This window comes from Rhodopseudomonas sp. B29 (assembly GCF_000333455.1).
Lineage (GTDB): Bacteria > Pseudomonadota > Alphaproteobacteria > Rhizobiales > Xanthobacteraceae > Rhodopseudomonas.
Genome location: NZ_BADD01000067.1, coordinates 1 through 21,028, shown reverse-complemented (window position 1 = coordinate 21,028; position 21,028 = coordinate 1). Strand labels below are relative to the sequence as shown.

The window sequence follows — 21,028 nt, the reverse complement described above, 5'->3', positions numbered from 1 at the left end:
CGCGCGGCCGAGAATCAGCATCAATAGCGACGGCGCCGTCGCGCACATCACCGAGCCGGCGACGAACAGGCTGAGCGATCCGATGATGGTGGCGCGGCGGCCGTAGATATCGGCCAGGCTGCCGAACACCGGCGCAACGGCGGTCGATGACAGAAGATACGCGGTGATCACCCAGGACAGGTTCTCGGCGTCGCCGAACTGCCGGCCGATGGTCGGCAGCGCCGTCGCCACGATGGTCTGATCGAGCGCAGCCAGGAACATCGCGAGCAGCAGGCTGAGCACGATGGCCCGGACCTCGCTTTTGGACAGCGCCGGGGCCGGCGCCAAAGGCGGCGCGTCTCCGAGATCGAGCACCTCGGTGGGGATATGGGTCAGCTCGGCCGCCGCCTCGTCGGACAACAGATGGTCGTCGGCCGGAACGCGGCTGTGATGTTCGGACATGGTCATGCGGACGCGGAAAGCTCGTCGGATCAGGAGATCATGAGGGAAGTCGGTTACGACTTTAGTAGCGCAACGCACCGTCGGCGGACAGCGCCGCTGACGCATGGGTGCATCGCATACCACCGTGGGCCGCCCGACTCGGCCTAGCCTCACCCGTGCTGCCAGTTCCACGGACTGATTCCGGCATTCCCGAAAGGAGTTCTGCCATGATCCGTTTCCATCACCGTCTCGTGCGTTTCTGTGCCGCCGTGCTCGCGACCGCCACCCTGCTGCCCCAGCTCGCGGACGCCTGCACCCGCGTCGTTTATCTGGGCGCCAACAATCAGGTGATCACCGCGCGGTCGATGGACTGGGCCCGCGATATCGGCACCAATCTGTGGATCTTCCCACGGGGCGCCAAACGCAACGGCGAGGCCGGGCCGAATTCGATGCAGTGGACCTCGCGCTACGGCAGCGTCATCGCTTCGGCCTACGATGTCGCCACCTCGGACGGCATCAACGAGGCCGGGCTGGTCGCTAACGTATTGTGGCTGGCGGAATCGACCTATCCGCCGTTCGACGGCGGCCGGCCCGGCATGGCGCTTTCGGTCTGGCCGCAATACGTGCTCGACAACTACGCCACTGTGGCGGAGGCGGTCGCCGCGCTGGCGAGCGAACCATTCACCGTCGTCACCGACAAGATGCCCGGCGAGAGCCGGCTCGCCACCGTGCATCTGTCGTTGTCCGATGCCAGCGGCGACAGCGCCATCATCGAATATATCGGCGGCAAACAGGTCATTCATCACGACCGCAAGTACCAGGTGATGACCAACTCGCCGGTGTTCGATCAGCAGCTCGCGCTGAATGCCTATTGGCAGCAGATCGGCGGCACTGTGATGTTGCCGGGCACCAATCGCGCTGCCGACCGCTTCGCGCGTGCTTCGTTTTACGCGACTGCCATTCCGAAATCAGAAGATGCAGTCGAGACGCTCGCCAGCGTCTTCGGCGTGATCCGCAATGCGTCGGTGCCTTACGGCATCACCACGCCGGACCAGCCGAACATCTCCTCGACGCGCTGGCGCACGGTCGCCGACCACAAGCGCAAACTGTACTTCTTCGAATCCGCGCTGACGCCGAACGTCTTCTGGGTGGACCTCGGCAAGATCGACTTCTCGCCCCGCGACAGCGTCTCTAAGCTCGATCTCGGCGAAAATCAGCGAAACATCTTTTCCGGAGAGGTTCACGACCAATTCCGGCAAAGCCCGCCGTTCAAGTTTCAGGGGCTGTGAGTCGTCTCTGCAGCCTCGCGCCGGGCGACTCCATCAGTTTGCGGACAGTCGGCTATCAAAAGAAAAAGCCCGGTCGCTAGAAGCGCCCGGGCCAAGTCAAGGGAGGAAACGCCCCAAGGAGGGGTCCGCGACGAACCGCATCGCGGGTGTCAGTGTTGTCTCACAATCCGCCGTCGGTATCTATTTGTGCCAATTCCCAGTTCGGTGACTTCCCATCCGGAAAATTACGGATGTTGCCGATCGTTCGAAGCCGCGACGCAAGCGGGAACGGCTTGACACGCTCGTCGTTGTGCCCGACGAAACCCGCGCCGCGGGCATGTCGATCCGAGTCCGCCGTGCCGAAACCTCTCACTCACGTCCAACCCGAAGATCAGTCCTCGCCGCAAGCTGACGCCGGCGACCACGGCCGCGACGCCACGACGCCGTCGGAAATTCCACCGCGCGGCTGGAAGGACATCCTGCTTCGCGTCTTCAGGAATTTCTCAGAACATCGCATCATGTCCCTCGCCGCCGGCATGACCTACTACACGCTGCTGGCGATCTTCCCGGCGATCGCCGCGCTGGTCGCGGTGTACGGCTTGTTCTCCGATCCCTCCCGTATCGCCCAGCATCTCGATCAACTCGGCGGATTCATGCCAGGCGGCGCCATCGAAGTGGCACGCGATCAGCTCACCCGTGTCGCCACCGGCGGCGCGCAGACGCTCGGCTGGACCTTCCTGATCGGCCTCGCGATCTCGCTGTGGAGCGCGAACGCGGCCATGAAGGCGATGTTCGATACGCTCAACATCGTCCACGGCGAAGACGAGAAGCGCAGCTTCATCATGCTGAATTTGCAATCGCTCGGCTTCACCATCGCCGGCATGCTGTTCATGCTGACAGCGCTCGGCTCCATCGTCGCCGTGCCGGTCATGCTGAACTATGTCGGGCTTCCCAGCACAGGCGACCTCCTGCTGCGGCTCGGGCGCTGGCCCCTGATGTATGTTTTCATCGCCGTCGCGCTGGCGGTGATCTATCGCTACGGCCCGAGCCGCGAGGCGCCGCGCTGGCGATGGATCAGCTGGGGCAGCGCGATTGCGGCGGCCGGCTGGCTGATCGTGTCGGCGCTGTTTTCCTGGTACGCGACCAACTTCGGCAGCTTCAACGAAACCTACGGCTCGCTCGGCGCAGTGATCGGCTTCATGACCTGGATCTGGCTGTCGGCGATCGTGATCCTGCTCGGTGCCGAAATCGACGCCGAGATGGAGCACCAGACGGCACAGGACACGACCACTGGCTTGCCGCGACCGATCGGCGCGCGCGGCGCCCGCGTCGCCGACAGCGTCGGCGCGTCGAAGTAAGCGACTTTCCGCCGCAGACTGCTGGCGCCGAGTCGTTCGCCACCACGATCGCAGCCGAAGCGATCTCTCATTTGAGAGATTCCAATCTCGAAGCCGCCGGCATGTCTTGTTGGTCGCGTGCATATGCGATTAATGAGCACCCCGAAACGGGGAGCCATCAATGTCGATCTTGGGGGCCGGCGCGAATGCCGGACGAACAACTACGCGTGTCGCATTGTTTCTGGCGGCATTGACGGCACCACTGACGCTGGACACCGCGCAAGCTCAAACCGACAAGCCCGCCGCCGCCGAACTGCCTGCCGTCGTCGTCTCCGCACCCAAAGTCGAACGCCGCCAGGTCCGTCCGCAACAGCAAAGAAATCGTTCTGCCGCAGCGCTTTCACGCGCATCACGGCAGCGCTCAGCCCCAGCGCCGCAATCCAATCAACCGACGCAACGTGCCGTATTCGAACGCGGCACCGATCCCATTCCTGGATTCGTTCCAAGTGTCAGCGCGAGCGGCACCAAGACCGACACCAAGCTGATCGAGACGCCGCAAGCGATCTCCGTCGTCAGCCGCGACAATCTCGACGCGCGCGGCGTCGACACCGTCGCGCAAGCGCTGCAATACACCGCCGGCGTCGCGGTGCAGACCGGCGGTGCCGATCCGCGCTACGACCAAGCCAAGATCCGCGGCTTCGAGACCAACGGCTTCTCGAATTTCCGCGACGGCCTGCGCGACACCGCCAACGGCTCGGCGTATTTCTCGGTGTTTCGCAACGAGCCCTACGGCGTGCAGCGCATCGACGTCGTCAAGGGCCCGAGCTCGGTGATGTACGGCCAGAGCCCGCCCGGCGGCCTGATAGATCTGATCAGCAAGCGGCCGACAGATCAGGCATTCGGCGAGATCGTCGGGCTGGTCGGCACGGCCGATCGCCTGCAAGGCGCCTTCGACGTCGGCGGCCCCGTCGACAAGGACAAGACCCTTCTCTACCGCCTCACCGGGGTGCTGCGCGATTCCGACGCGCAGGTCGCGAAATTTTCCGACAAGGTCAAAGACGACCGCGCCTACATCGCGCCGGCCGTCACCTGGCGTCCGACCAACGACACCACGCTGACCATCCTCAGCGACTATCAGCACGACGTGTTCGGCAACGCATTTCCGGTCTCGGTCGGCACCGTGCGCGGCGGCAAGATCGTCGATGTCAAGCCGCTGCCGCTGTTTCTCGGCGAGCCGAGCTACAATACCTTCGATCAGACGCAATATCGCATTGGCTACCAGTTCGAGCATCGCTTTAGCGACGATCTGATCGTGCGATCGCGGGCGCGCTTCGGCCATGTCGACCTGGAGTATCGCTACGTCACCTTCGCCGGCACGCCGCTCGACACCCAGACGGTGTTTCCACGCATCTCGCGCCGGGTTCTGGAGAATTCCGACAGCTTCAACATCGACAACCACGTGATCGCCAAGGTCTCGACCGGCTCGCTGCAGCATACTTTGCTGCTCGGCACCGATTATCAGGCCTTCCAGCTCGGCGGCCAGCAATTCGGCGGCAGCGCCCCCTCGCTCAGCCGGATCAATCCGGTCTACGGCGTGCCGATCGCGATGCCGACGACGCTGCTGCAGAGCTACAAGCAGAACCTCAACCAGGCCGGCCTCTATCTGCAGGATCAGATCAAACTGCAGAACTGGATCCTGACGCTCGGCGGCCGTTACGACGCGGCGCAACAGACCACGCTCGATCGCATCACCGGCGTGCCGCAGCCGAGCGACGACACCGCGTTCACCAAGCGCGCCGGGCTGACCTACGTGTTCGACAGCGGTCTCGCCCCCTATGTCAGCTATTCGGAGTCGTTCCTGCCCACAGCCGGTATCGACTTCAACTCCAAGGCCTTCAAGCCAACCAAAGGCAAGCAGTACGAGGGCGGCATCAAATTCCAGCCGAATCGCGACTTCCTTGTCACCGCCGCGGTATTCGACCTCACCCAGGACAACGTGCTGACCGCCGACCCGCTGCATCTCAATTACAACATTCAGACCGGCCAGGTGAATTCGCGCGGCTTGGAGCTGGAAATGTTGGCCAAACCGCTGCCGGGGCTCAACTTGTTGGCGACCTACACGCTGCAGAACCTCAAGAACACCCAGAGCAACAACGGCGATATCGGCAAGGTACCGGTGCTGACGCCGCGTGACATGGCATCGGCCTTCGCCGACTACACACTGCAGAGCGGTCCTCTCGCCGGCTGGGGCTTCGGCGCCGGCGTGCGCTATGTCGGCGAATCCTACATGGACATCCTCAACACGCTCACCAACTCGGCCTACACAGTGTTCGACGCCGGATTGCATTATCGCCAACCGAAAGGCATCAACCTCGCACTGAACGTCAAGAACATCGCCAACAAGGACAACGCGCTGTGCACCGTCACCGGCGGCTGCCAGTACATCACCCCGCGGGTGATCACCGCAACCGCGAGCTATCGCTGGTGACCGGGACGCGGAGCTTACGGATCTGGAGCAAGGTCCACACCTGGACCTCGCTGATCTGCATGCTGTTCCTGCTGATGCTGTGCATCACCGGGCTGCCGCTGATCTTCCACGAGGAGATCGAGGATCTGACCGAGCAGCAATTTGCCGCGCCGGATCTGCCGGGCAACGTCCCGGCTGCGCCGGTCGACGATGTCGTACGCGCGGCGCAGCAGGCGCGGCCGGGGGATCACGTGCTGTTCGTGACCTGGCGTGACGATCAGCCGTCCGTGGTGGTGGTGACAATGTCGCCGACCCCGAAGCCGATGCGCGGGCAGTTCTATCGGCTGGTGATGGACGGCCGCACGAAGCTGGTACTTGGCGAGGAGCGGCCGCAGCGCGGCGTGATGGACATCATCCTCCTGCTGCACAAGAACATGTTTCTGGAACTGCCCGGAGAATTGTTCCTCGGCGCGATGGGCCTGTTGCTGGTCGCTTCGATTATCTCCGGCGTCGTGGTCTATGCGCCGTTCATGCGCCGGCTCGACTTCGGCACCGTCCGCCAGCGCTCGCGCCGGCTGAAATGGCTCGACCTGCACAATCTGTTCGGCATCGTCACCACCGTCTGGCTGTTCGTCGTCGGCGGCACCGGCGCGATCAACACGCTGGCGATGCCGATGTACGACTACTGGCGCGGCCAGGTCTTGCCGCCTCTGCTGGCGCCGTATCGCGGCCAGCCGGTGGCGCAGCCGTCCTCGCTCGATCAGGCGATCGCGCGGGTTCGCGCCGCCCTGCCCGACGGCCGCCTGACCTCGGTCACGATGCCGACCGCTGAAAACTTCGGCAGCCCAAGGCATACGGTCGTGTGGATGAAGGGCAATTCCGCGCTGACGGCCCTGGTAGCGACGCCGACGCTGGTCGATGTCGATCAAAGCGTACCTGTGCTTGTCCCGCAAATGCCGTGGTACTTGACTCTGCTGCAGATGTCGCGCCCCCTGCACTTCGGTGACTATGGCGGTCTGCCGCTCAAGATCATCTGGGCCCTGCTCGACCTCGTCAGCATCGTGGTGCTGATTACAGGCTTGTATTTGTGGGTGGCGAAACAGCGGTTCGGCGGCGGCGCCCGCGCCGCCGCTCTGTCGACCAAGACGAGGTCCGCATGATCAAGCCCCGCAAAGCCGCCCACACAACCGCGCAAATCTTCGCCGCCCCGCTCGCTATCGCCATTATCACCGCCCTCGGCCTGACGACAGCCCTGCTCGGCGACGGCGTATGGGACTGGATATCCTGGGCGGCTTTGAGCCTGCCGGTCGCGGTGGCGGTGGTTTATTGGCAATTGAGCGCAAGACGCGCCGAGGCGCGTTAGAATCGCAGCGCAGCCGCGCAAATAGCCGTCATCGCCCGGCTCGTCCGGGCGACCCAGTATTCCAGGGCGCTGCTATGATGGTCGCGTCGCAGCCAAAGCGGCCGAACGCGCCCCCTCTGCGATACTGGATCGCCCGCCTGCGCGGGCGATGACGGTGGAGAGTGGGGCTGTGGCTGCGAGTTGACGCAGCCCGCCGTTCAACTGTTAACCCGCCTACTTCACCAGCTCACACCCGCCCTCCACCATCGGCCGAAACGCCTTGTCGGCTGGGATGGTCGAGACCAGCCGATAGTAATCGTAAGGATATTTCGACTCCTCCGGCTTCTTCACCTCGAACAGATACATCGGGTGCACGACTCGGCCGTCCTGTCGGATGGCGACGTCGCCGAACAGTTTGTCCTTGCCGCTGAACGTCTTCATTTGCGGCACCACGTCTTTGGCGTCGTCGCTGCCTGTCGCAGCCACGGCGTTTAGATAGGCCAGGGTCGAGGCGTAGACGCCAGCCTGGTTGCCGCTCGGCATCTTGCCGTTCATGCCGGGGCGCTCTGCGAAGCGTTTGGCGAAAGCACGGGTGTCGTCGTTCATATCCCAGTAGAACGCCTCCATCAGCTGCAGGCCCTGCGCGACCTTCAAGCCCATGCCGTGGATGTCGTTGATGAACAACAGGAACGCGACCAGCTTCTGGCCGCTTTGCTGAATGCCGAATTCAGCCGCCTGCTTCACGGTGTTGATGGTGTCGCCGCCGGCATTGGCGAGGCCGATCACGCCGGCCTTCGAAGATTGCGCCTGCAGCAGAAACGACGCGAAGTCCGAGGTGCCGAGCGGATGCTTGGCTGCGCCGAGCACTTTTCCGCCATGCTGCTCGATATATTTGGTCGCCTCCGCCTCGATGCCCTTGCCGAGCGCGTAGTCCACCGTGATGAAGTACCAGTCCTTGCCACCGCGCTCCATCATCGCGGCCGCGGTTGTATTGCCCGTTGCCCAGGTGTCGTTGACCCATTGGATCGTATTGGGCGAGCAGGCCTTGCCGGTGAGATCAGAGCTCGCAGTGGACGACGCCAGGAACGTCATCTTGGTGCCGCGCAGCAGCGTGTTGATCGACAGTCCGACAGCCGAGTTCGGCACATCGACGATGGCATCGACCCCCTCGTTGTCCAGCCAGCGACGCGCGATGGCGTTGCCGACATCCGCCTTGTTCTGGTGATCGGCATAGACGATCTCGACCTTGATGCTCTTGCCGCCGCCGGCGAAATCCTCGGCCGCCATCCGCGCCGCCTCGACCGACCCCATGCCGTTGGTGTCCTGGAAGATGCCCGAGATATCGTTGAGAACGCCGACGCGCACGACGTTGCCGGAGATTTCGGCGCGTGCGGTGCTGCTCAGCAGGCACGCCGTCGCGAGGCCGAGCAGGCCCTTGGTGATCTTCATGTCTCTCTCCCTGAAGTGATGTTGTTAGCAGGCGACGCCGCCGGTCGTTGCCGGCGGCCGTGGTTCAGAACTGATGATTCAGATTTGCCGGTCCGGAATCCTCACTACCAGCCCGTCAAGATCGTCAGTCAGCTTGATCTGGCAGGACAGCCGGCTCGACGGCAGTCTGTCGGCGGCCGTACCGTCGAGCAGGTCGTCCTCGTTGCCGTCGACCGGCGGCAGCTTGGTCAGCCCTTCTTCGACGTAGACGTGACAGGTTGCGCACACGGCGTTGCCGCCGCATTCGGCGACGATGCCGTCGAGCCCGAGGCTCAGCGCCGAATACATCGCTGTGTCGCCGACGGCAGCGTCGGCGACTTCGCTGCGGCCGTCGGGCAGAATGAAGGTGATCTTCGGCATCGTGCGTCCTTTAGGCAGGCGTCAGTTGCAGCGGCAGACTCTCGAGCCCGCGCAGCGTGTTGTTGAAGCGGCGCTTGACCGGGCCGGCGACCTCGATCGCCTTGACCTTGCGGGCCAGCGCGGCGAGCACGACCTCGCCTTCCAGCCGCGCCACGAGCTGTCCAACGCACATGTGGATGCCGGAACCGAAGCCAACATGGCCGGACGTCTTGCGGGTGATGTCGTAGCGGTCCGGCTCGGTCCAGCGCCGGGGGTCGCGATTGGCGGAGCCGAGGAACATCAGCACCTTCTCGCCCTCGCCGATCGTCGCGCCGCCCAGCTCGACATCGCGCGTGGTGGTGCGGAAGAAGGTCTGCACCGGGCTTTCGAACCGCACCGCCTCCTCGAAAGCGTTGCGCGCTAGCGACGGATCGGCGCGCAGCCGCGCCAGCTCGTCAGGGAAACGCGCCAGGCAATACATCGCGGCACCGAGGCCGTTCACCGTGGTGTCGAGCCCGGCCGACAGCAGCGAGCGGACCAGCAACGGCGCTTCGTCCTGCGTAATCTCACCGCTGTCGCTGAAGGCGTGAATGCAGGCGCCGAAACCGCCCGGTGCGAGATTCGGCCGTTGGCACTGCTCATTGACGTAGGCTTGATGCGGCGCCGAACGTTCGATTGCTTTCTGCCGCAGTTCATTCGGTGGCCCGAAAGCGTTGAAAACCAATCCCGCATACGGAATCAGATGCTCGCGGCCGTCCTGCTTCAGCCCCATCGCGTCGGGAAACACCGACAACGGATAGGCTTCGGCGAGATCGGCAATGCCATCGACGCAGCCACCACGTGCCAGCAGATCGTCGATCTTGGCCTCGGCCGCGGCGGCGAAACCGTCGCGCAGTCGCTTCATCGTCGCCGGCGACAGCACCTTGCTCAGCACCGCACGGGTTCGCGTGTGCGCCGGCGGATCAGCTTCGAGGATCAGGCTCGGCGGTCGCCACGGCTTCTCCTTCTTGAAGTCGCTGAGGCCGACGCCGCGACTCGAACAGAACGTCAGCGGATCGTTGAGCACCGCATAGACTTCGGCGTAGCGCGCCACGCCGTAGACGTTCCACTTGTCGAGATAGACCACCGGCCCGGCCTCGCGCAGCGCCTCTTGATCGGGATAGGGATCGGCGAAGAAATCCATCGAGAACGGATCGATCGCCAGATGCGGAATCGGCGCGGCCGCGTCCGGGGGCGCTGTCGGCGTGGCAGTTTGGATCGCAGTCATCTCGTCCTCCCTTCATTCGGCACTTGTGAACCGTGCCCGCGTGTCTTTATGTCTGCTCACCCGCCGCCAGCTCTCGAAAGCGCCATGACCGCCGGTTCGCCGCCCAGAAAATCACGACGCGCAGCGCCGCTGGCGCCGGGCGCGCAGACACTCGACCTCGAACGCTACGTTCCGGCCTTCATCACCTTCATCGCCAACAAGCTGTCGAACAGCGCGACGGCGTTCTATCAGAGCAATTTCGGCGTCAACGTCACCGAGTGGCGGATCATGTCGCTGCTGGCGATCGAGCCCGGCATTCCGCCCTCGCGCATCTGTCAGGTAATCGGCTTCAATAAGGGCCCGGTGAGCCGCACGCTCGCGGAGATGCAGCAGCGCGGACTGATTACGATCCGCACCGATCCAAACGACGCCCGCACCCATTCGATCTCGCTGAGTGCGAAAGGCCGCGCCACGCATGACAAGGTGATCGTCGCCGCGCTCGACCGCGAACGGCGGCTCATGTCTTGCCTCGATGCGAGTGAGCAGGAAGTGCTGATCGATCTGCTGCGCCGTCTGCACAACAATCTCGGCGCCGTCACCGGCGACACCTGAGGCACGACGCTGGCCGCTGCTCGCGGCCATGACGCAGCAATTGCCGGCTGAACTGCCGAACATGATTCCTCCCGAACACGGCGACTGGATCGCTCTTGTTCGGAACAATTCTCACACATCAGTTGCCTTGGCAACAAATATGTTGGGGCACGGTTTCACGCTGAGCTGGGGTCGCTCCCGCAGCGCAGGCGACCGTTAGAACTGCCGCCAGAACAACCCGATTGTCAGCGCAATGCCGAGGATGACGACGCCGACCCGCAGCGCCTTGTCGGGGACGCGGCGCAGCAGCCAGACGCCGGCCAGGTAACCGACCGTCGACGACACCGCCAGCACGCCGGCCTCGATCCACTTCACCTCGGGCGACAACGCGAACATCGCGACCGCAGAAGCGTTCATCGCCGCGGCCAATCCATTCTTGGTCGCGCCGGCGTTGCGGGCTTGCATGCCGGCGATCGACAGCGCCGCCATCATCAAAAAGCCGATCCCGCCGCCGAAATAACCGCCATAGATGGCGATGACGAACTGAATGACCCCCAGCACACCGACATTGATCTTGGCCGGCTCCGCCCGCGCGGTGCGGACAAAGCTGCCCCAGGCGAACACCGCTGTGGCGAACAGCACCAGCCACGGCATCATCCGGGCGAAGATCGTCGGCGGCGTCACCAAGAGCAGCACGGCGCCGACCGCGCCGCCGGCCAGGCTGATGATCACCAATACGGGGAAAGTCAGCCGCCCGACGCCTTGCGTCATCGACCGTCCGGCGAAGCCCGAGGCGAGTTGCCCGGGAAACAGAGCCACCGTCGAGGTGATATTGGCTGACAGCGGCGACAGCCCAGCGAGCAGCAGCGCCGGCAGGGTGACGAACGAGCCGCCGCCGGCGAGCGTGTTCTGCATGCCGGCCCACAGCCCGGCCACGGCGAGAATGATCAATGCGGTCATGGCGCGCGTTCTGCGCCAGCGCGCCGCAAATTGAAAGACCGCCCCGCGCGTGCGGCCGATGCGGCAGGCGCAACACAGACGCCCGACCGTGCCGGCCATAGCGGTGCCAGTCTCGTCGTCCGCATTTTGCCGGCTGAGCCGACGCCGATCCCGCAGAAAACCGTTGATGCGAACTCCGCTCCGCCTGGTGTCGCACGGTGAGCAGTATCGGCCTCCCTGCGGCGCAGCCACCGCGGCTCGGACTTGTTCCGCCGTTCCGGCGGCTGCGTCGGCAGCTGGACCAAACGCAACCAGCATGGCCGCGAGAGCGACGATGACGACAAAGCGACGCATTCCGCTTCTGCTACGTCAGGCCACCACATCGGAGCATGTCGCACTCCGATCCATCTCGTCACCCGAGGCGAGCCACAGCGGCGCGCGACAACGCCGGCCACCTCGGCACGCGGCCGAAGATACAGTCAATGAAATCTGCCGCGCCCAATCGCCGAGATGTCCGTCAACGTTTTCGGCCAGCCCCGCACGATGCTGGTGCCGTAGCGAAGCCGCCTCGATCGAGGAGCTAACAGCTCTTGTACTGCAAATGCTGGAGGCACGTACAAGTCGTCGTCGAGCTTGTATACTTGATGTCGTAATAGGCAGGACCGGAGGAATTCGCCGGGCTGTCGGTCGAGCAGCGCGGAAACATCCACACAGTGTCGGTTAGATTGATAGTCCCGGTGATCGTGTAGCCGAGATTGGGTGTATAAGCGTAAGAGACCTCACCAACGATGAACGACACCTGGTCGTTCTGGTTGTGCAAATTGGCGGCGTTTCCGACCGTGCCGTTGAGTGATGTCGGAATCGTCAAACCAGTCAAACTGGTCCTGCCCACTCCGAAGGTCGAACCGTTGAACGACTGGCTCCATTGCAGCGTCAGTTTGCCGTTCGCGTCGCTGGAGACCTCGGACACGGTAACGGACAGGACCGAACTGCCCCCGCTGCCAGTGACCGGATAAGGCGCGATAATGGCGGTCGCCCCGGTGAGAATGTTCTGCATCGATGTCGTGCTGAGCGACGTGTTCTGCGTCACCATGTCGGCCACGGCGTGAGCCGTCGTGCTGACCTTGACGTTGATCGCCATGCCGTGCGCGAGTTCGATGCCGCCGATCAGCAGCACCAGCATGAATGGAACCACCATGGCGAATTCTGTCGCTGCGACGGCATCGACATCGGACCCACATTGCCTAATACTGAACGATGAGCGCATCACGGGCTGATACCTCTAAGGATTGGCGGGCTCGTTCTGGAAGGCCGCAGACGCCATGATCAGGCGGGAATTGTTGGGCTGATTGGCCAGGTTGAAGGCGATCGGTCCGAAGAAAACCGGCCAGAGATACATCACCCGGACGACGACAATATCGCCTGCATGACCGGGATTGAATTGCCAGCTGTTGCTGACTTTTCCAGTGGCGTCATACGTCAGCGTCGGAGTGCCGATATTGGCCGACGACCAGTTGTTGGCAACTTCGACGTCCACCATCAGACCGGAACAAGTAAGAAGCACGCTGGCATTGTTGCAGACGACTTGGGTGAATGCGGCGGTCGCAGCCGCCTGAGTGAGGCTGGCCGTCTGAGACTGAAACTGTCCCGTGAGGAGTTGGCGAGCCGAACGCCGCACCGCGTTTTCCAGAACCGATTGCGCAAAGAACAGAAAGAACGTCTGAACGAGGGCGATGAGGATAGCGAAGAACGGCAGGGCAATGAGCGCGAACTCGACCGCTGTGGCGCCCGCGCTGTTCTTGGCGAAGGCACCGAAGCGACAACGTTCCCGTTTTTGCCCTGTAATCCCGGCTCGAGCCATTGCGGTTTTCTCACTTCGTCAGGCTGGCAGTACTCGAGGCGACCTTGAGGAATAGATCGGTCAGTGCCTGGGTGATGTTGCCGCCGGTTTGAACGTCTGAAAAGAAGCCGGGTGAGGCGCATGACTGCAACTTTTGCGCGATAGCACCGGTCGCGGAGCTGGGCTCGTCGTAGGGGTCTATCCAGCTCATGTACCAACTGTCCGTCACCGGCACATTGGGCGTCTTGAGCTGTAGGTACTCCGTATATAGGATCGCGATCTTGATGCCCCGGTTCTTGATGGTCGTGCAGATCGTCGTGTCGAGCGGCTGCTGGCACCGATTGTTAGATGCGAAGCTGGCGTTGGGGCAGGATGAGGCGATCTTGTCTTCGACGCCGTCGGTGACGAGGAAGACCACCTCCTGAGGCGTATCCCCCGACGCGTTACTCCCGAGACCGGGGGTGGGCATGATGGTGTTGAGGCTGGTGAGGGCCCCCGCGATGTTGGTGCCGTTGTCGGTCTTGCAGTTGGAGGTCGCGACGACGCAGTTCTGGTAGGCGACCGGCATCAGCGCAATGTTGGACACCTGGGTGCCGGCACTTGTCGGCGTCGTCAGCGACGCCAGCGTGTTCAAACCCAAGTCGAACGTATACAGGGCCGCCTTGTAGGTGGTATTGTTCAGGGCCGACATGCACTGCATGACTCCCCCTGAAATTCCGGACTGCGGACAGTTCGACCATGTGTTCAGCAGCTGGTTGACTGCGCTCGTCACCAAATCGATCCGCAACGTGATATTTCTCGATCGTGCGATCGAGAGGTTGTCCTTCGTCCCGCCGTCATGCGCGATATTCGTCTCGTGACAAGCGAATCCGCAATTCTGCGACGACGACGCGCTCTGGTACTTCGAAGCGGTGTAGGTAATGAGATTGCTGATGTCGGTCGCGGTCGCGCCGATTCCCATCGACGGCGAGTCATCCATCAGCAAATAGAAATTCATGTTCGGCGCACTCGCCGCCTGCGCCGTCGACGAGCCGCTGATCGGCCACGACGCGGTGTTCATGAGCACCTTTGGAAAATTGTTGAGAGATGCGGCGTTGTACGAGACGTTGACGGTACGCTGAAGGCCGACGTCGGTGATGGTAATCGTCGGCGTCGGTATCGCAGTCAGGCCGACGACTTTGTTCGCGGTCGACATAAAAATCGCATTGGCGGCGTCCTGGGCCACCGCGTCGGTCTGCATCAGCATGGCCGGCCTGACGGCTGCGATCGCGGCGGCGTCGGCAGCCGCGTCCAATTGCTGTTTCTTACGTAACGCCTGAGTGAAATCGAGAGTCATTCCGAGCAGGAAGACGATGGGGATCATCGTGAGCGCGGTAATCACCGCGACGTTCGCCTTGCGATCTTTGGCGAAGCGATACAACGAGGTGCGGGACATGCGTCCATCCGAAGTCCGGTCGGCGTCTGCTTAGAGCAGAAACACCAAGAAACAAAGTGAGTTATCCGCCCTCTGGGAGCGCGCTCACTTTTGCGAAGCCGCTACTAAGCAACTCTTAAAGCTCTCTCACAGATTGGCGTACTAACCGATCTCTTCGGCCCGCCGTGGCCGGAATGTTAAAAAGCGGTGAATAGCCGCATGGACACTCGTCGCTTCAGGAGAGGCGGTAGCATCGCGCTCGTCAACCGCCTGTTGTTGAGCCACTCCACGACAAGCAGGGCGCGCACTCTCAGGTCTTCACCACGATCCAGGCCGGCGCGTGATCGCTGGCTTCCGGCAGGCCGCGTACCTTGCGGTCGACGCCGCCGCGTTGCAGCCGCTCGGTCAGCACCGGGCTGACCAGCAGGTGATCGATGCGCAGGCCGGCGTCGCGCGCGTAGCGGTTTCGCCAATAGGACCAGAACGTGTAGTTCGGCTGGTCCGGATGCAGGGCACGCAACGTGTCGATCCAGCCCTGATCGAGCAGCTTGGCGAACAGCGCGCGCGGCTGCGGCTGCACCAGCGCGTCCTTGTCCCACGACTTGGTCGGATAGATATCGGCCGGCGTCGGCACCACGTTGAAGTCGCCGGCCAACACCACAGGCAAGCCACTCTTCATCAGCGTGGCGGCATGGCGGTTCAGCCGCTTCATCCAGGCGAGCTTATAGTCGAATTTTGGTCCCGGCTGCGGATTGCCGTTCGGCGCATACAGGCAGCCGACGATGATGCCGTTGACGGCGGCTTCGATATAGCGGCTCTGCTTGTCTTTGGGATCACCGGGCAGCCGCGTGCGGGTGACGACAATCTCGGCCCGTCGCGCCAGGATCGCCACGCCATTCCAGCTACGCTCACCGACCCAAGCGGCGGCGTAACCGGCCTTGCGCAGCGCGGCCTCCGGAAAGTCGTCCTGCTCGGCCTTCAGTTCCTGCAGGCAGACGATGTCGGGCTTAGCGCTTCGCAGCCAGGCGAGCAGATTCGGCAGGCGCTTATTGACATTGTTGACGTTGAAGGTAGCGATCTTCACCGCTCAGCCCGGCCGCCGCTTCAACTTGGCCCGCTTCGGTAGCAGAGCCGGCCAGGACACGATGTGATCCTCGAGGTCCTCGGCCGCGACCTCGTTCTCGCTGGCCACCACCCGCCCCTGCACCGACACTCCGGCCTCGTGCACGCTGTTCGGATCGCCCGACACCAGCGGATGCCACCAGTACAGATCGCGCCCCTCGGCGATCAGCTTGTAGGCGCAGCTCGGCGGCAGCCAGGTCAGCTCGCGAACGTTCTTCGGCGTCAGCCGGACGCAGTCCGGCACCTGCTTGGAGCGGTTCGGATAATCGCGGCAGGCGCAGGCATCGCCGTCGAGCAGCCGGCAGCCGACATGGGTGAAATAGATCCGCCCGGTGTCTTCGTCCTCGAGCTTCTCCAGGCAGCAACGCGCACAGCCGTCGCACAGGCTCTCCCACTCGGTCTTGGAGAGCTGTTCGAGGGTCTTGGTTTTCCAGAAGGCCCCGTCCTGCGGCGACGGCTTCTTGGGGGGCTGGGTCATGGCGCCGGGAAGGTTGGGAGCGGGAGGCGCCGTGTTTAGAGGGAGTTACGCCGAGGGCGCAAGCGTTTAGCCGCGAATCGACCGCGGCGATGGCCTTGCCCGCGCCCGCTTTCGACGAAAAAAGCTTGTGCGGCCATTGGTTTATCCCCGCCGCTCGGCTACAAGGAAACAGATTCTCGAAGCGCCGCCGCGGTCGCCTTGCGGTTGCCGCAACCCTGCCGCAAGACGGCGTCAGGCGCCGGTGCGGCGCCGATAGGCGATTGGTCGAACCGGTGCCGAAGATTCTGCCAGACAATCTCAAGCAGCGGGTCCGGAACTTCTTTCTGGACCTCGACGCCCGCCTCGACTCGACGCTGTTCTCCTCCGCGGTCGGCATCCGTGAGCTGTGGGAGCGCTATTCGACCTTCATGGACCGCTTCTATGTCGGCCACTGGAAGCGCTGGGTCTTCATCGAGCCGTTGTCCGAAGCCGCCTCGATGGGTCTCGTCGGCCTGGTCCTGCTGCTGGCGCTGGCCCAGCCGGCGTTTCGCGAGACCTCTGATGAGGACTGGCTGAAGAAGAGCGACCTCGCCGTCACCTTCCTCGATCGCTACGGCAATCCCATCGGCAGCCGCGGCATCAAGCACAACGACTCGGTGCCGCTGGAAGACTTTCCGGACAATCTGATCAAGGCGACGCTCGCCACAGAAGACCGCCGTTTCTACGATCATTTCGGCATCGACGTCGCCGGCACGCTGCGCGCGCTCGTCACCAACGCCCAGGCCGGCGGTGTCCGCCAGGGCGGCTCGTCGCTGACGCAGCAGCTCGCCAAGAACCTGTTCCTGTCCAACGAGCGCACGATCGAGCGCAAGATCAACGAAGCGTTCCTGGCGATCTGGCTCGAAACCCGCCTGACCAAGAACGAGATCCTCAAGCTGTATCTCGACCGCGCCTACATGGGCGGCGGCACGTTCGGCGTCGACGGCGCGTCGCACTTCTACTTCAACAAGTCGGTGCGCGACATCAATCTGGCCGAGGCCGCAATGCTGGCCGGTCTGTTCAAGGCCCCGACCAAATTCGCCCCGCACATCAACCTGCCGGCCGCGCGCGCCCGCGCCAACCAGGTGCTCGACAATCTGGTCGATGCCGGCTTCATGACCGAGGGCCAGGTGTTCGGCGCCCGGCGCAATCCCGCTTCGGTGGTCGATCGCCGCGACGAGAATTCGCCCAACTACTATCTGGATTGGGCGTTCGACGAAGTCCGCAAGATCGTCGACACGTTCCCGAAGTCCTACAACGAACGCGTCTTCGTGGTTCGCACCGCGATCGACATGAACGTCCAGCGCGCCGCCGAAAACGCCATCGAGAACCAGCTCCGCCAGTTCGGTCGCGATTATCACGCGACCCAGGCCGCGACCGTGGTGTCCGATCTCGACGGCGGCGTCCGCGCCATGGTGGGCGGTCGCGACTACGGCTCCAGCCAGTTCAACCGCTCGACCGACGCCTATCGCCAGCCCGGCTCGTCGTTCAAACCCTATGTCTACACCACGGCGCTACTGAACGGCTTCAAGCCGAATTCGATCGTCGTCGATGGCCCGGTGTGCATCGGCAATTGGTGCCCGCAGAACTACGGCCATTCCTACTCGGGCCCGGTGACGCTGACTCAGGCGATCACCCGCTCGATCAACGTCGTTCCGGTGAAGCTGTCGATCGCGCTGGGGGGCAAGGCCGGTCCCAAGGCCGGCCGCGCCAAGATCGTCGAGGTCGCGCGCCGCTTCGGCATCACCGCGCCACTGCCCGACACGCCGTCGCTGCCGATCGGCGCCGACGAAGTCACCGTGCTCGAACACGCCGTCGCCTATGCCACCTTCCCCAACAAGGGCATGGCCGTGACGCCGCATGCGGTGCTGGAAATCCGCACCGGCGCCGGCGATCTGGTGTGGCGGTTCGATCGCGACGGCCCGCAGCCGCGCCGCGCCATTCCGGCCAATATCGCCGCCGACATGGCCGGCATGATGAGTCATGTCGTCAGCGAAGGCACCGCGCGGCGCGCGCAGCTCGACGGCATCCCGACCGCCGGCAAGACCGGCACGACGAACAATTATCGCGACGCCTGGTTCGTCGGCTACACCGGCAACTTCACCTGTGCGGTGTGGTACGGCAACGACGACTACTCGCCGACTAATCGCATGACCGGCGGCTCGCTGCCGGCGCAGACCTGGCACGACATCATGGTGGCGGCGCATCAGGGCGTCGAGATCAAGGAGCTGGCTGGCGTCGGGATGGGCGAGAAGCTGCCGCAGACGGCCGCCGCGCGTGCCGCCGGCGCCGCCGAGGCCGCTCAGGTCAATCCCGGCCCGCCGCCGGTGCTGACTCATCGCGGCGCCGAGATCCTGGTCCGCGTCGAGAAGATGCTCGACGACGCCAACCGCGCGATGGAAGACACGCCGCCGAGCGGGCCGGTCAAGCCGCTGTCGAACGCCGGCTTCTCCGACAGCTTCGCGGCCGCGGCGCCGAACGGCGCGCCCGCCGCGCCCGCGCGCAAGAACTAAGCACGGTGGCTCGCAGGGACCGCTGAAACGTGCGCCTGATCCTTTACACCCTCCTCGCGCTGATCATCGCCGCCGGCGTTGGTATCGGCTCCACATGGCTCAGCGCCACGCGCGGCGCCGAGTTCGGCACGCTGACGATCGGCGCCTGGACGGCGCGGCCGCGCGTCGGCAGCACCGATATCGACCCCTATGCGCGGGCCACGATCGCGCGGAGCGGCCAGCTCCCGGTCGGCGCCGGCGACGGCATCGCTTTCCTCGCCAGCGCCGACGACAACAAGCGCCCGCTCGACGGCAATTGCGACGTCGAGATCAGTGGCATCACGCCGCCGGCACGGTTCTGGACATTGACGCTGTACGACCCCAAGGGCGGCCTGGTGGCGAATTCGCTGGAGCGCTACGGCTTCACCAGCCAAGAGATCGTCCGCAGCGCCGACGGTTCGTTCAAGCTACGCATCGCCGCCCGCGCCCGCTCCGGCAACTGGCTGCCGACCGGCGGCATCGACCGCTACACGCTTGCGCTCCGGCTTTACGACACGCCCGTCGGCATCGCGACGCGGAGTCAGCGCGATGCACCGATGCCGGCGATCGCCACGGTGGGCTGCCCATGATCCGGCTGATTGCAACTATCATCGCCGGCCTCGTCCTCGGCGGCATCGTGCATCTGGTTAGCGTGCTGGCGCTGCCGCGCATCGCCGGCCAGGACGCCTATGCGCGCCTGGCACCGATCACCCGCGTCAACGCCGTCACCGAACTGCCGCCGATCACGCCAGACAAGTCGCCCCTGCCGTTCCTCGATCCGGCGTTTGCCATGGCGGTCTGCCGCTACGATCTGTCGAACGGTCCGATCAAGCTGACTGTGCCGGTTAGTCAGGCTTACACGGCGGTGTCGTTCTACACTCGGCACGAAGTCGCCTACTATGCGATCAACGATCGCTCGGCCGGCCGCAAGGTGATCGAGCTCGACCTGATGACCGCGGCACAGCACGCCGAGATGCCCGAAGAGGAAGACGTCACCGCCGCCGACCGGCTCATCATCGACTCGCCGACGCCCACCGGCCTGATCGTGATGAAGGCGCTGGCCTCCGAACCCGGCCTGATGCCCCAGGCCCGCGCCGCCATGCAGGCCGCGACCTGCAAGGTGCAGGCCGAACCGCAAGCGAAGTCGTAGTTAAGTCTCCAAGAACATCACCTCGTCATTGCGAGGAGCGAAGCGACGAAGCAATCCAGCTCAATGCACCGAGCTGGATTGCTTCGCTTCGCTCGCAATGACGAAGTAATTACGTCAAGGCAGCGTCAGCCCTTGCTGACGATCACGTGGCCCTTCGCCGGCCCGACCACCAGCCCGGCATTGGCCGCCTGCACGTCCAGCTCCGCGATCAGCCGGTCGGCATCCGCCGCCATGCCGTCGGGGGCCATGATCACCAGCCGCTCAAGCGCCCAGCGATACGACGCGACGCGGCGGTGCAGGCACTGCTCGACCCACTGCACGATCAGCGCATTCTCCTCGATCCGCGCCACCGCGTCGGCGCGTTCCTTGGGCGACAGGTCGGAGATGTACTTCAGGCTCTCGGCGCGCTTGCGATCGAGCTCGATCACGCGCGCCGCGGTGAACTGGAACGGCTCGAACTGCGTGAGGTCGTTGCGCACGTCCTCGATCAGCGCCTGGTAACGTGACGCGTGCGAACGATGCGGCTCGTCGACCAGCAGCTTGCCGTAGGCCGTGCGATCGAACGGCGGCGATTGCCGCCACGGCGCGGCGATCGGCTGATAATCGCCGAACACACTCTTCCACGCCGGCCGCGACCGCGGCGGCTCGATAAACGGATAGGCCTGGTCGCGCAGCGCGCGCTCGCCGTCGGTCAGTTGGAAATCGGAAGCGTGGAGGCCGACGCTGCCGGTCGCCTCGGCGCCGATCCAGCGGTGCATGTCGTCGGTGACGAAGTCGCGTCGCGTGCGGCCGAAATCGCCGCCGGCGCAGCCGCCGAGCAGTGTGCTCAGCGCAAGAACGATACAGGAAAGGAACCGGGCGCGGCTGCCCCGGATCAGCTCCGGAAGGCTGAGCGCCGACATCTCAAAGAACCGATCTTCAGGACCGGACGCGACGGCGACGCCGCCGACCGGGCGCATCACCCTGCTCCGGTCCGCCGTCATTCGTCACTTCTGCATGCCTTTCGATGCGCACGACCGGCAGAATGACGACCGTGGC

20 protein-coding genes are annotated in these 21,028 nt (G+C 64.1%); 9 read left to right on the top strand and 11 right to left on the bottom strand.

Annotated features, from left to right (window positions below; translation table 11 throughout):
* On the bottom strand, nucleotides 1-447 hold a 447-nt coding region (locus tag I5M_RS02420), incomplete at its 3' end, for an MFS transporter (protein ID WP_031335099.1).
* Between the two features lie 200 nt (nucleotides 448-647).
* Here I5M_RS02420 and I5M_RS02415 point away from each other — a divergent pair.
* The 5 genes from I5M_RS02415 (at nucleotide 648) to I5M_RS02395 (ending at nucleotide 6,855) form a co-directional block, all read left to right on the top strand.
* A complete protein-coding gene (locus I5M_RS02415) occupies nucleotides 648-1,709 on the top strand; it encodes a linear amide C-N hydrolase (RefSeq protein WP_022719940.1) in 1,062 nt (353 codons plus the stop codon).
* A gap of 335 nt (nucleotides 1,710-2,044) precedes the next feature.
* Nucleotides 2,045-3,046, top strand: a complete 1,002-nt coding sequence (locus I5M_RS02410; protein ID WP_022719939.1) for a YihY/virulence factor BrkB family protein — start codon at nucleotides 2,045-2,047, stop codon at nucleotides 3,044-3,046.
* 160 nt (nucleotides 3,047-3,206) lie between these two features.
* Nucleotides 3,207-5,513 carry a TonB-dependent siderophore receptor gene (locus I5M_RS02405; protein ID WP_031335093.1) on the top strand — a complete coding sequence of 769 codons (2,307 nt, stop codon included), beginning with the start codon at nucleotides 3,207-3,209 and terminating at the stop codon, nucleotides 5,511-5,513.
* Nucleotides 5,510-6,652 carry a PepSY domain-containing protein gene (locus I5M_RS02400; RefSeq protein WP_022719937.1) on the top strand — a complete coding sequence of 381 codons (1,143 nt, stop codon included), beginning with the start codon at nucleotides 5,510-5,512 and terminating at the stop codon, nucleotides 6,650-6,652. Before I5M_RS02405 ends, I5M_RS02400 begins: the two co-directional genes overlap by 4 nt.
* Nucleotides 6,649-6,855: a hypothetical protein gene (locus tag I5M_RS02395; protein ID WP_022719936.1), complete on the top strand. Its 207-nt coding sequence runs from the start codon at nucleotides 6,649-6,651 to the stop codon at nucleotides 6,853-6,855. The genes I5M_RS02400 and I5M_RS02395 overlap by 4 nt, the downstream gene beginning before the upstream one ends.
* Before the next feature lie 213 nt (nucleotides 6,856-7,068).
* Here the strand turns inward: I5M_RS02395 and I5M_RS02390 are convergent, their stop codons facing one another.
* The 3 genes from I5M_RS02390 to I5M_RS02380 form a co-directional block, all read right to left on the bottom strand.
* Complete coding sequence (locus I5M_RS02390; RefSeq protein ID WP_022719935.1) at nucleotides 7,069-8,283, bottom strand: ABC transporter substrate-binding protein; 1,215 nt, start codon at nucleotides 8,281-8,283, stop codon at nucleotides 7,069-7,071.
* Nucleotides 8,284-8,361: 78 nt separating this feature from the next.
* On the bottom strand, nucleotides 8,362-8,682 hold the full coding sequence (locus I5M_RS02385; RefSeq protein ID WP_022719934.1) for a 2Fe-2S iron-sulfur cluster-binding protein: 321 nt from the start codon (nucleotides 8,680-8,682) through the stop codon (nucleotides 8,362-8,364).
* A 10-nt stretch (nucleotides 8,683-8,692) separates the two neighbouring features.
* Entirely contained in the window at nucleotides 8,693-9,928 is a 1,236-nt protein-coding gene (locus tag I5M_RS02380) for a cytochrome P450 (RefSeq protein ID WP_022719933.1), read from the bottom strand.
* A gap of 84 nt (nucleotides 9,929-10,012) precedes the next feature.
* Between I5M_RS02380 and I5M_RS02375 the strand changes: the two genes are divergently transcribed.
* Nucleotides 10,013-10,519, top strand: a complete 507-nt coding sequence (locus I5M_RS02375) for a MarR family winged helix-turn-helix transcriptional regulator (RefSeq protein ID WP_022719932.1) — start codon at nucleotides 10,013-10,015, stop codon at nucleotides 10,517-10,519.
* A gap of 195 nt (nucleotides 10,520-10,714) precedes the next feature.
* Here I5M_RS02375 and I5M_RS02370 read toward each other — a convergent pair whose 3' ends face one another.
* The 6 genes from I5M_RS02370 to I5M_RS02345 form a co-directional block, all read right to left on the bottom strand.
* Nucleotides 10,715-11,458 carry a sulfite exporter TauE/SafE family protein gene (locus I5M_RS02370; RefSeq protein ID WP_031335091.1) on the bottom strand — a complete coding sequence of 248 codons (744 nt, stop codon included), beginning with the start codon at nucleotides 11,456-11,458 and terminating at the stop codon, nucleotides 10,715-10,717.
* A 559-nt stretch (nucleotides 11,459-12,017) separates the two neighbouring features.
* Nucleotides 12,018-12,707, bottom strand: coding sequence for a TadE/TadG family type IV pilus assembly protein (locus I5M_RS02365; RefSeq protein ID WP_040771523.1), 690 nt, complete (start codon nucleotides 12,705-12,707; stop codon nucleotides 12,018-12,020).
* A gap of 12 nt (nucleotides 12,708-12,719) precedes the next feature.
* Nucleotides 12,720-13,298 carry a TadE/TadG family type IV pilus assembly protein gene (locus tag I5M_RS02360; protein ID WP_022719929.1) on the bottom strand — a complete coding sequence of 193 codons (579 nt, stop codon included), beginning with the start codon at nucleotides 13,296-13,298 and terminating at the stop codon, nucleotides 12,720-12,722.
* A gap of 10 nt (nucleotides 13,299-13,308) precedes the next feature.
* Complete coding sequence (locus I5M_RS02355) at nucleotides 13,309-14,712, bottom strand: TadE/TadG family type IV pilus assembly protein (RefSeq protein ID WP_022719928.1); 1,404 nt, start codon at nucleotides 14,710-14,712, stop codon at nucleotides 13,309-13,311.
* Between the two features lie 289 nt (nucleotides 14,713-15,001).
* On the bottom strand, nucleotides 15,002-15,775 hold the full coding sequence (gene xth / locus I5M_RS02350) for an exodeoxyribonuclease III (protein WP_022719927.1): 774 nt from the start codon (nucleotides 15,773-15,775) through the stop codon (nucleotides 15,002-15,004).
* Nucleotides 15,776-15,778: 3 nt separating this feature from the next.
* Complete coding sequence (locus tag I5M_RS02345) at nucleotides 15,779-16,291, bottom strand: YcgN family cysteine cluster protein (RefSeq protein ID WP_022719926.1); 513 nt, start codon at nucleotides 16,289-16,291, stop codon at nucleotides 15,779-15,781.
* Between the two features lie 272 nt (nucleotides 16,292-16,563).
* On the opposite strand from I5M_RS02345, the gene I5M_RS02340 reads away from it, so the two are divergent.
* From I5M_RS02340 to I5M_RS02330, 3 genes are read left to right on the top strand one after another with little or no spacing between them, the layout of a single operon-like run.
* Nucleotides 16,564-18,822 (top strand): transglycosylase domain-containing protein, encoded by a 2,259-nt coding sequence (locus I5M_RS02340; protein WP_040771524.1) that lies wholly within the window; start codon nucleotides 16,564-16,566, stop codon nucleotides 18,820-18,822.
* A gap of 29 nt (nucleotides 18,823-18,851) precedes the next feature.
* Entirely contained in the window at nucleotides 18,852-19,430 is a 579-nt protein-coding gene (locus I5M_RS02335; protein ID WP_022719924.1) for a DUF1214 domain-containing protein, read from the top strand.
* Nucleotides 19,427-19,990, top strand: a complete 564-nt coding sequence (locus I5M_RS02330) for a DUF1254 domain-containing protein (protein ID WP_022719923.1) — start codon at nucleotides 19,427-19,429, stop codon at nucleotides 19,988-19,990. The genes I5M_RS02335 and I5M_RS02330 overlap by 4 nt, the downstream gene beginning before the upstream one ends.
* Before the next feature lie 125 nt (nucleotides 19,991-20,115).
* On the opposite strand, the gene I5M_RS02325 is transcribed toward I5M_RS02330, so the two are convergent.
* Nucleotides 20,116-20,892: a hypothetical protein gene (locus I5M_RS02325; RefSeq protein ID WP_031335089.1), complete on the bottom strand. Its 777-nt coding sequence runs from the start codon at nucleotides 20,890-20,892 to the stop codon at nucleotides 20,116-20,118.
* Nucleotides 20,893-21,028 lie beyond the last annotated feature (136 nt).

Bases quoted from the DNA above. Each gene is read 5' to 3' on its own strand.
- I5M_RS02325 (WP_031335089.1), bottom strand. From the start codon at position 20,892: ATGTCGGCGCTCAGCCTTCCGGAGCTGATCCGGGGCAGCCGCGCCCGG.
- I5M_RS02395 (WP_022719936.1), top strand. From the start codon at position 6,649: ATGATCAAGCCCCGCAAAGCCGCCCACACAACCGCGCAAATCTTCGCC.
- I5M_RS02330 (WP_022719923.1), top strand. From the start codon at position 19,427: ATGATCCGGCTGATTGCAACTATCATCGCCGGCCTCGTCCTCGGCGGC.
- I5M_RS02345 (WP_022719926.1), bottom strand. From the start codon at position 16,291: ATGACCCAGCCCCCCAAGAAGCCGTCGCCGCAGGACGGGGCCTTCTGG.
- I5M_RS02385 (WP_022719934.1), bottom strand. From the start codon at position 8,682: ATGCCGAAGATCACCTTCATTCTGCCCGACGGCCGCAGCGAAGTCGCC.
- I5M_RS02360 (WP_022719929.1), bottom strand. From the start codon at position 13,298: ATGGCTCGAGCCGGGATTACAGGGCAAAAACGGGAACGTTGTCGCTTC.
- I5M_RS02405 (WP_031335093.1), top strand. From the start codon at position 3,207: ATGTCGATCTTGGGGGCCGGCGCGAATGCCGGACGAACAACTACGCGT.
- I5M_RS02415 (WP_022719940.1), top strand. From the start codon at position 648: ATGATCCGTTTCCATCACCGTCTCGTGCGTTTCTGTGCCGCCGTGCTC.
- I5M_RS02370 (WP_031335091.1), bottom strand. From the start codon at position 11,458: ATGACCGCATTGATCATTCTCGCCGTGGCCGGGCTGTGGGCCGGCATG.
- I5M_RS02355 (WP_022719928.1), bottom strand. From the start codon at position 14,712: ATGTCCCGCACCTCGTTGTATCGCTTCGCCAAAGATCGCAAGGCGAAC.
- I5M_RS02380 (WP_022719933.1), bottom strand. From the start codon at position 9,928: ATGACTGCGATCCAAACTGCCACGCCGACAGCGCCCCCGGACGCGGCC.
- I5M_RS02375 (WP_022719932.1), top strand. From the start codon at position 10,013: ATGACCGCCGGTTCGCCGCCCAGAAAATCACGACGCGCAGCGCCGCTG.
- I5M_RS02390 (WP_022719935.1), bottom strand. From the start codon at position 8,283: ATGAAGATCACCAAGGGCCTGCTCGGCCTCGCGACGGCGTGCCTGCTG.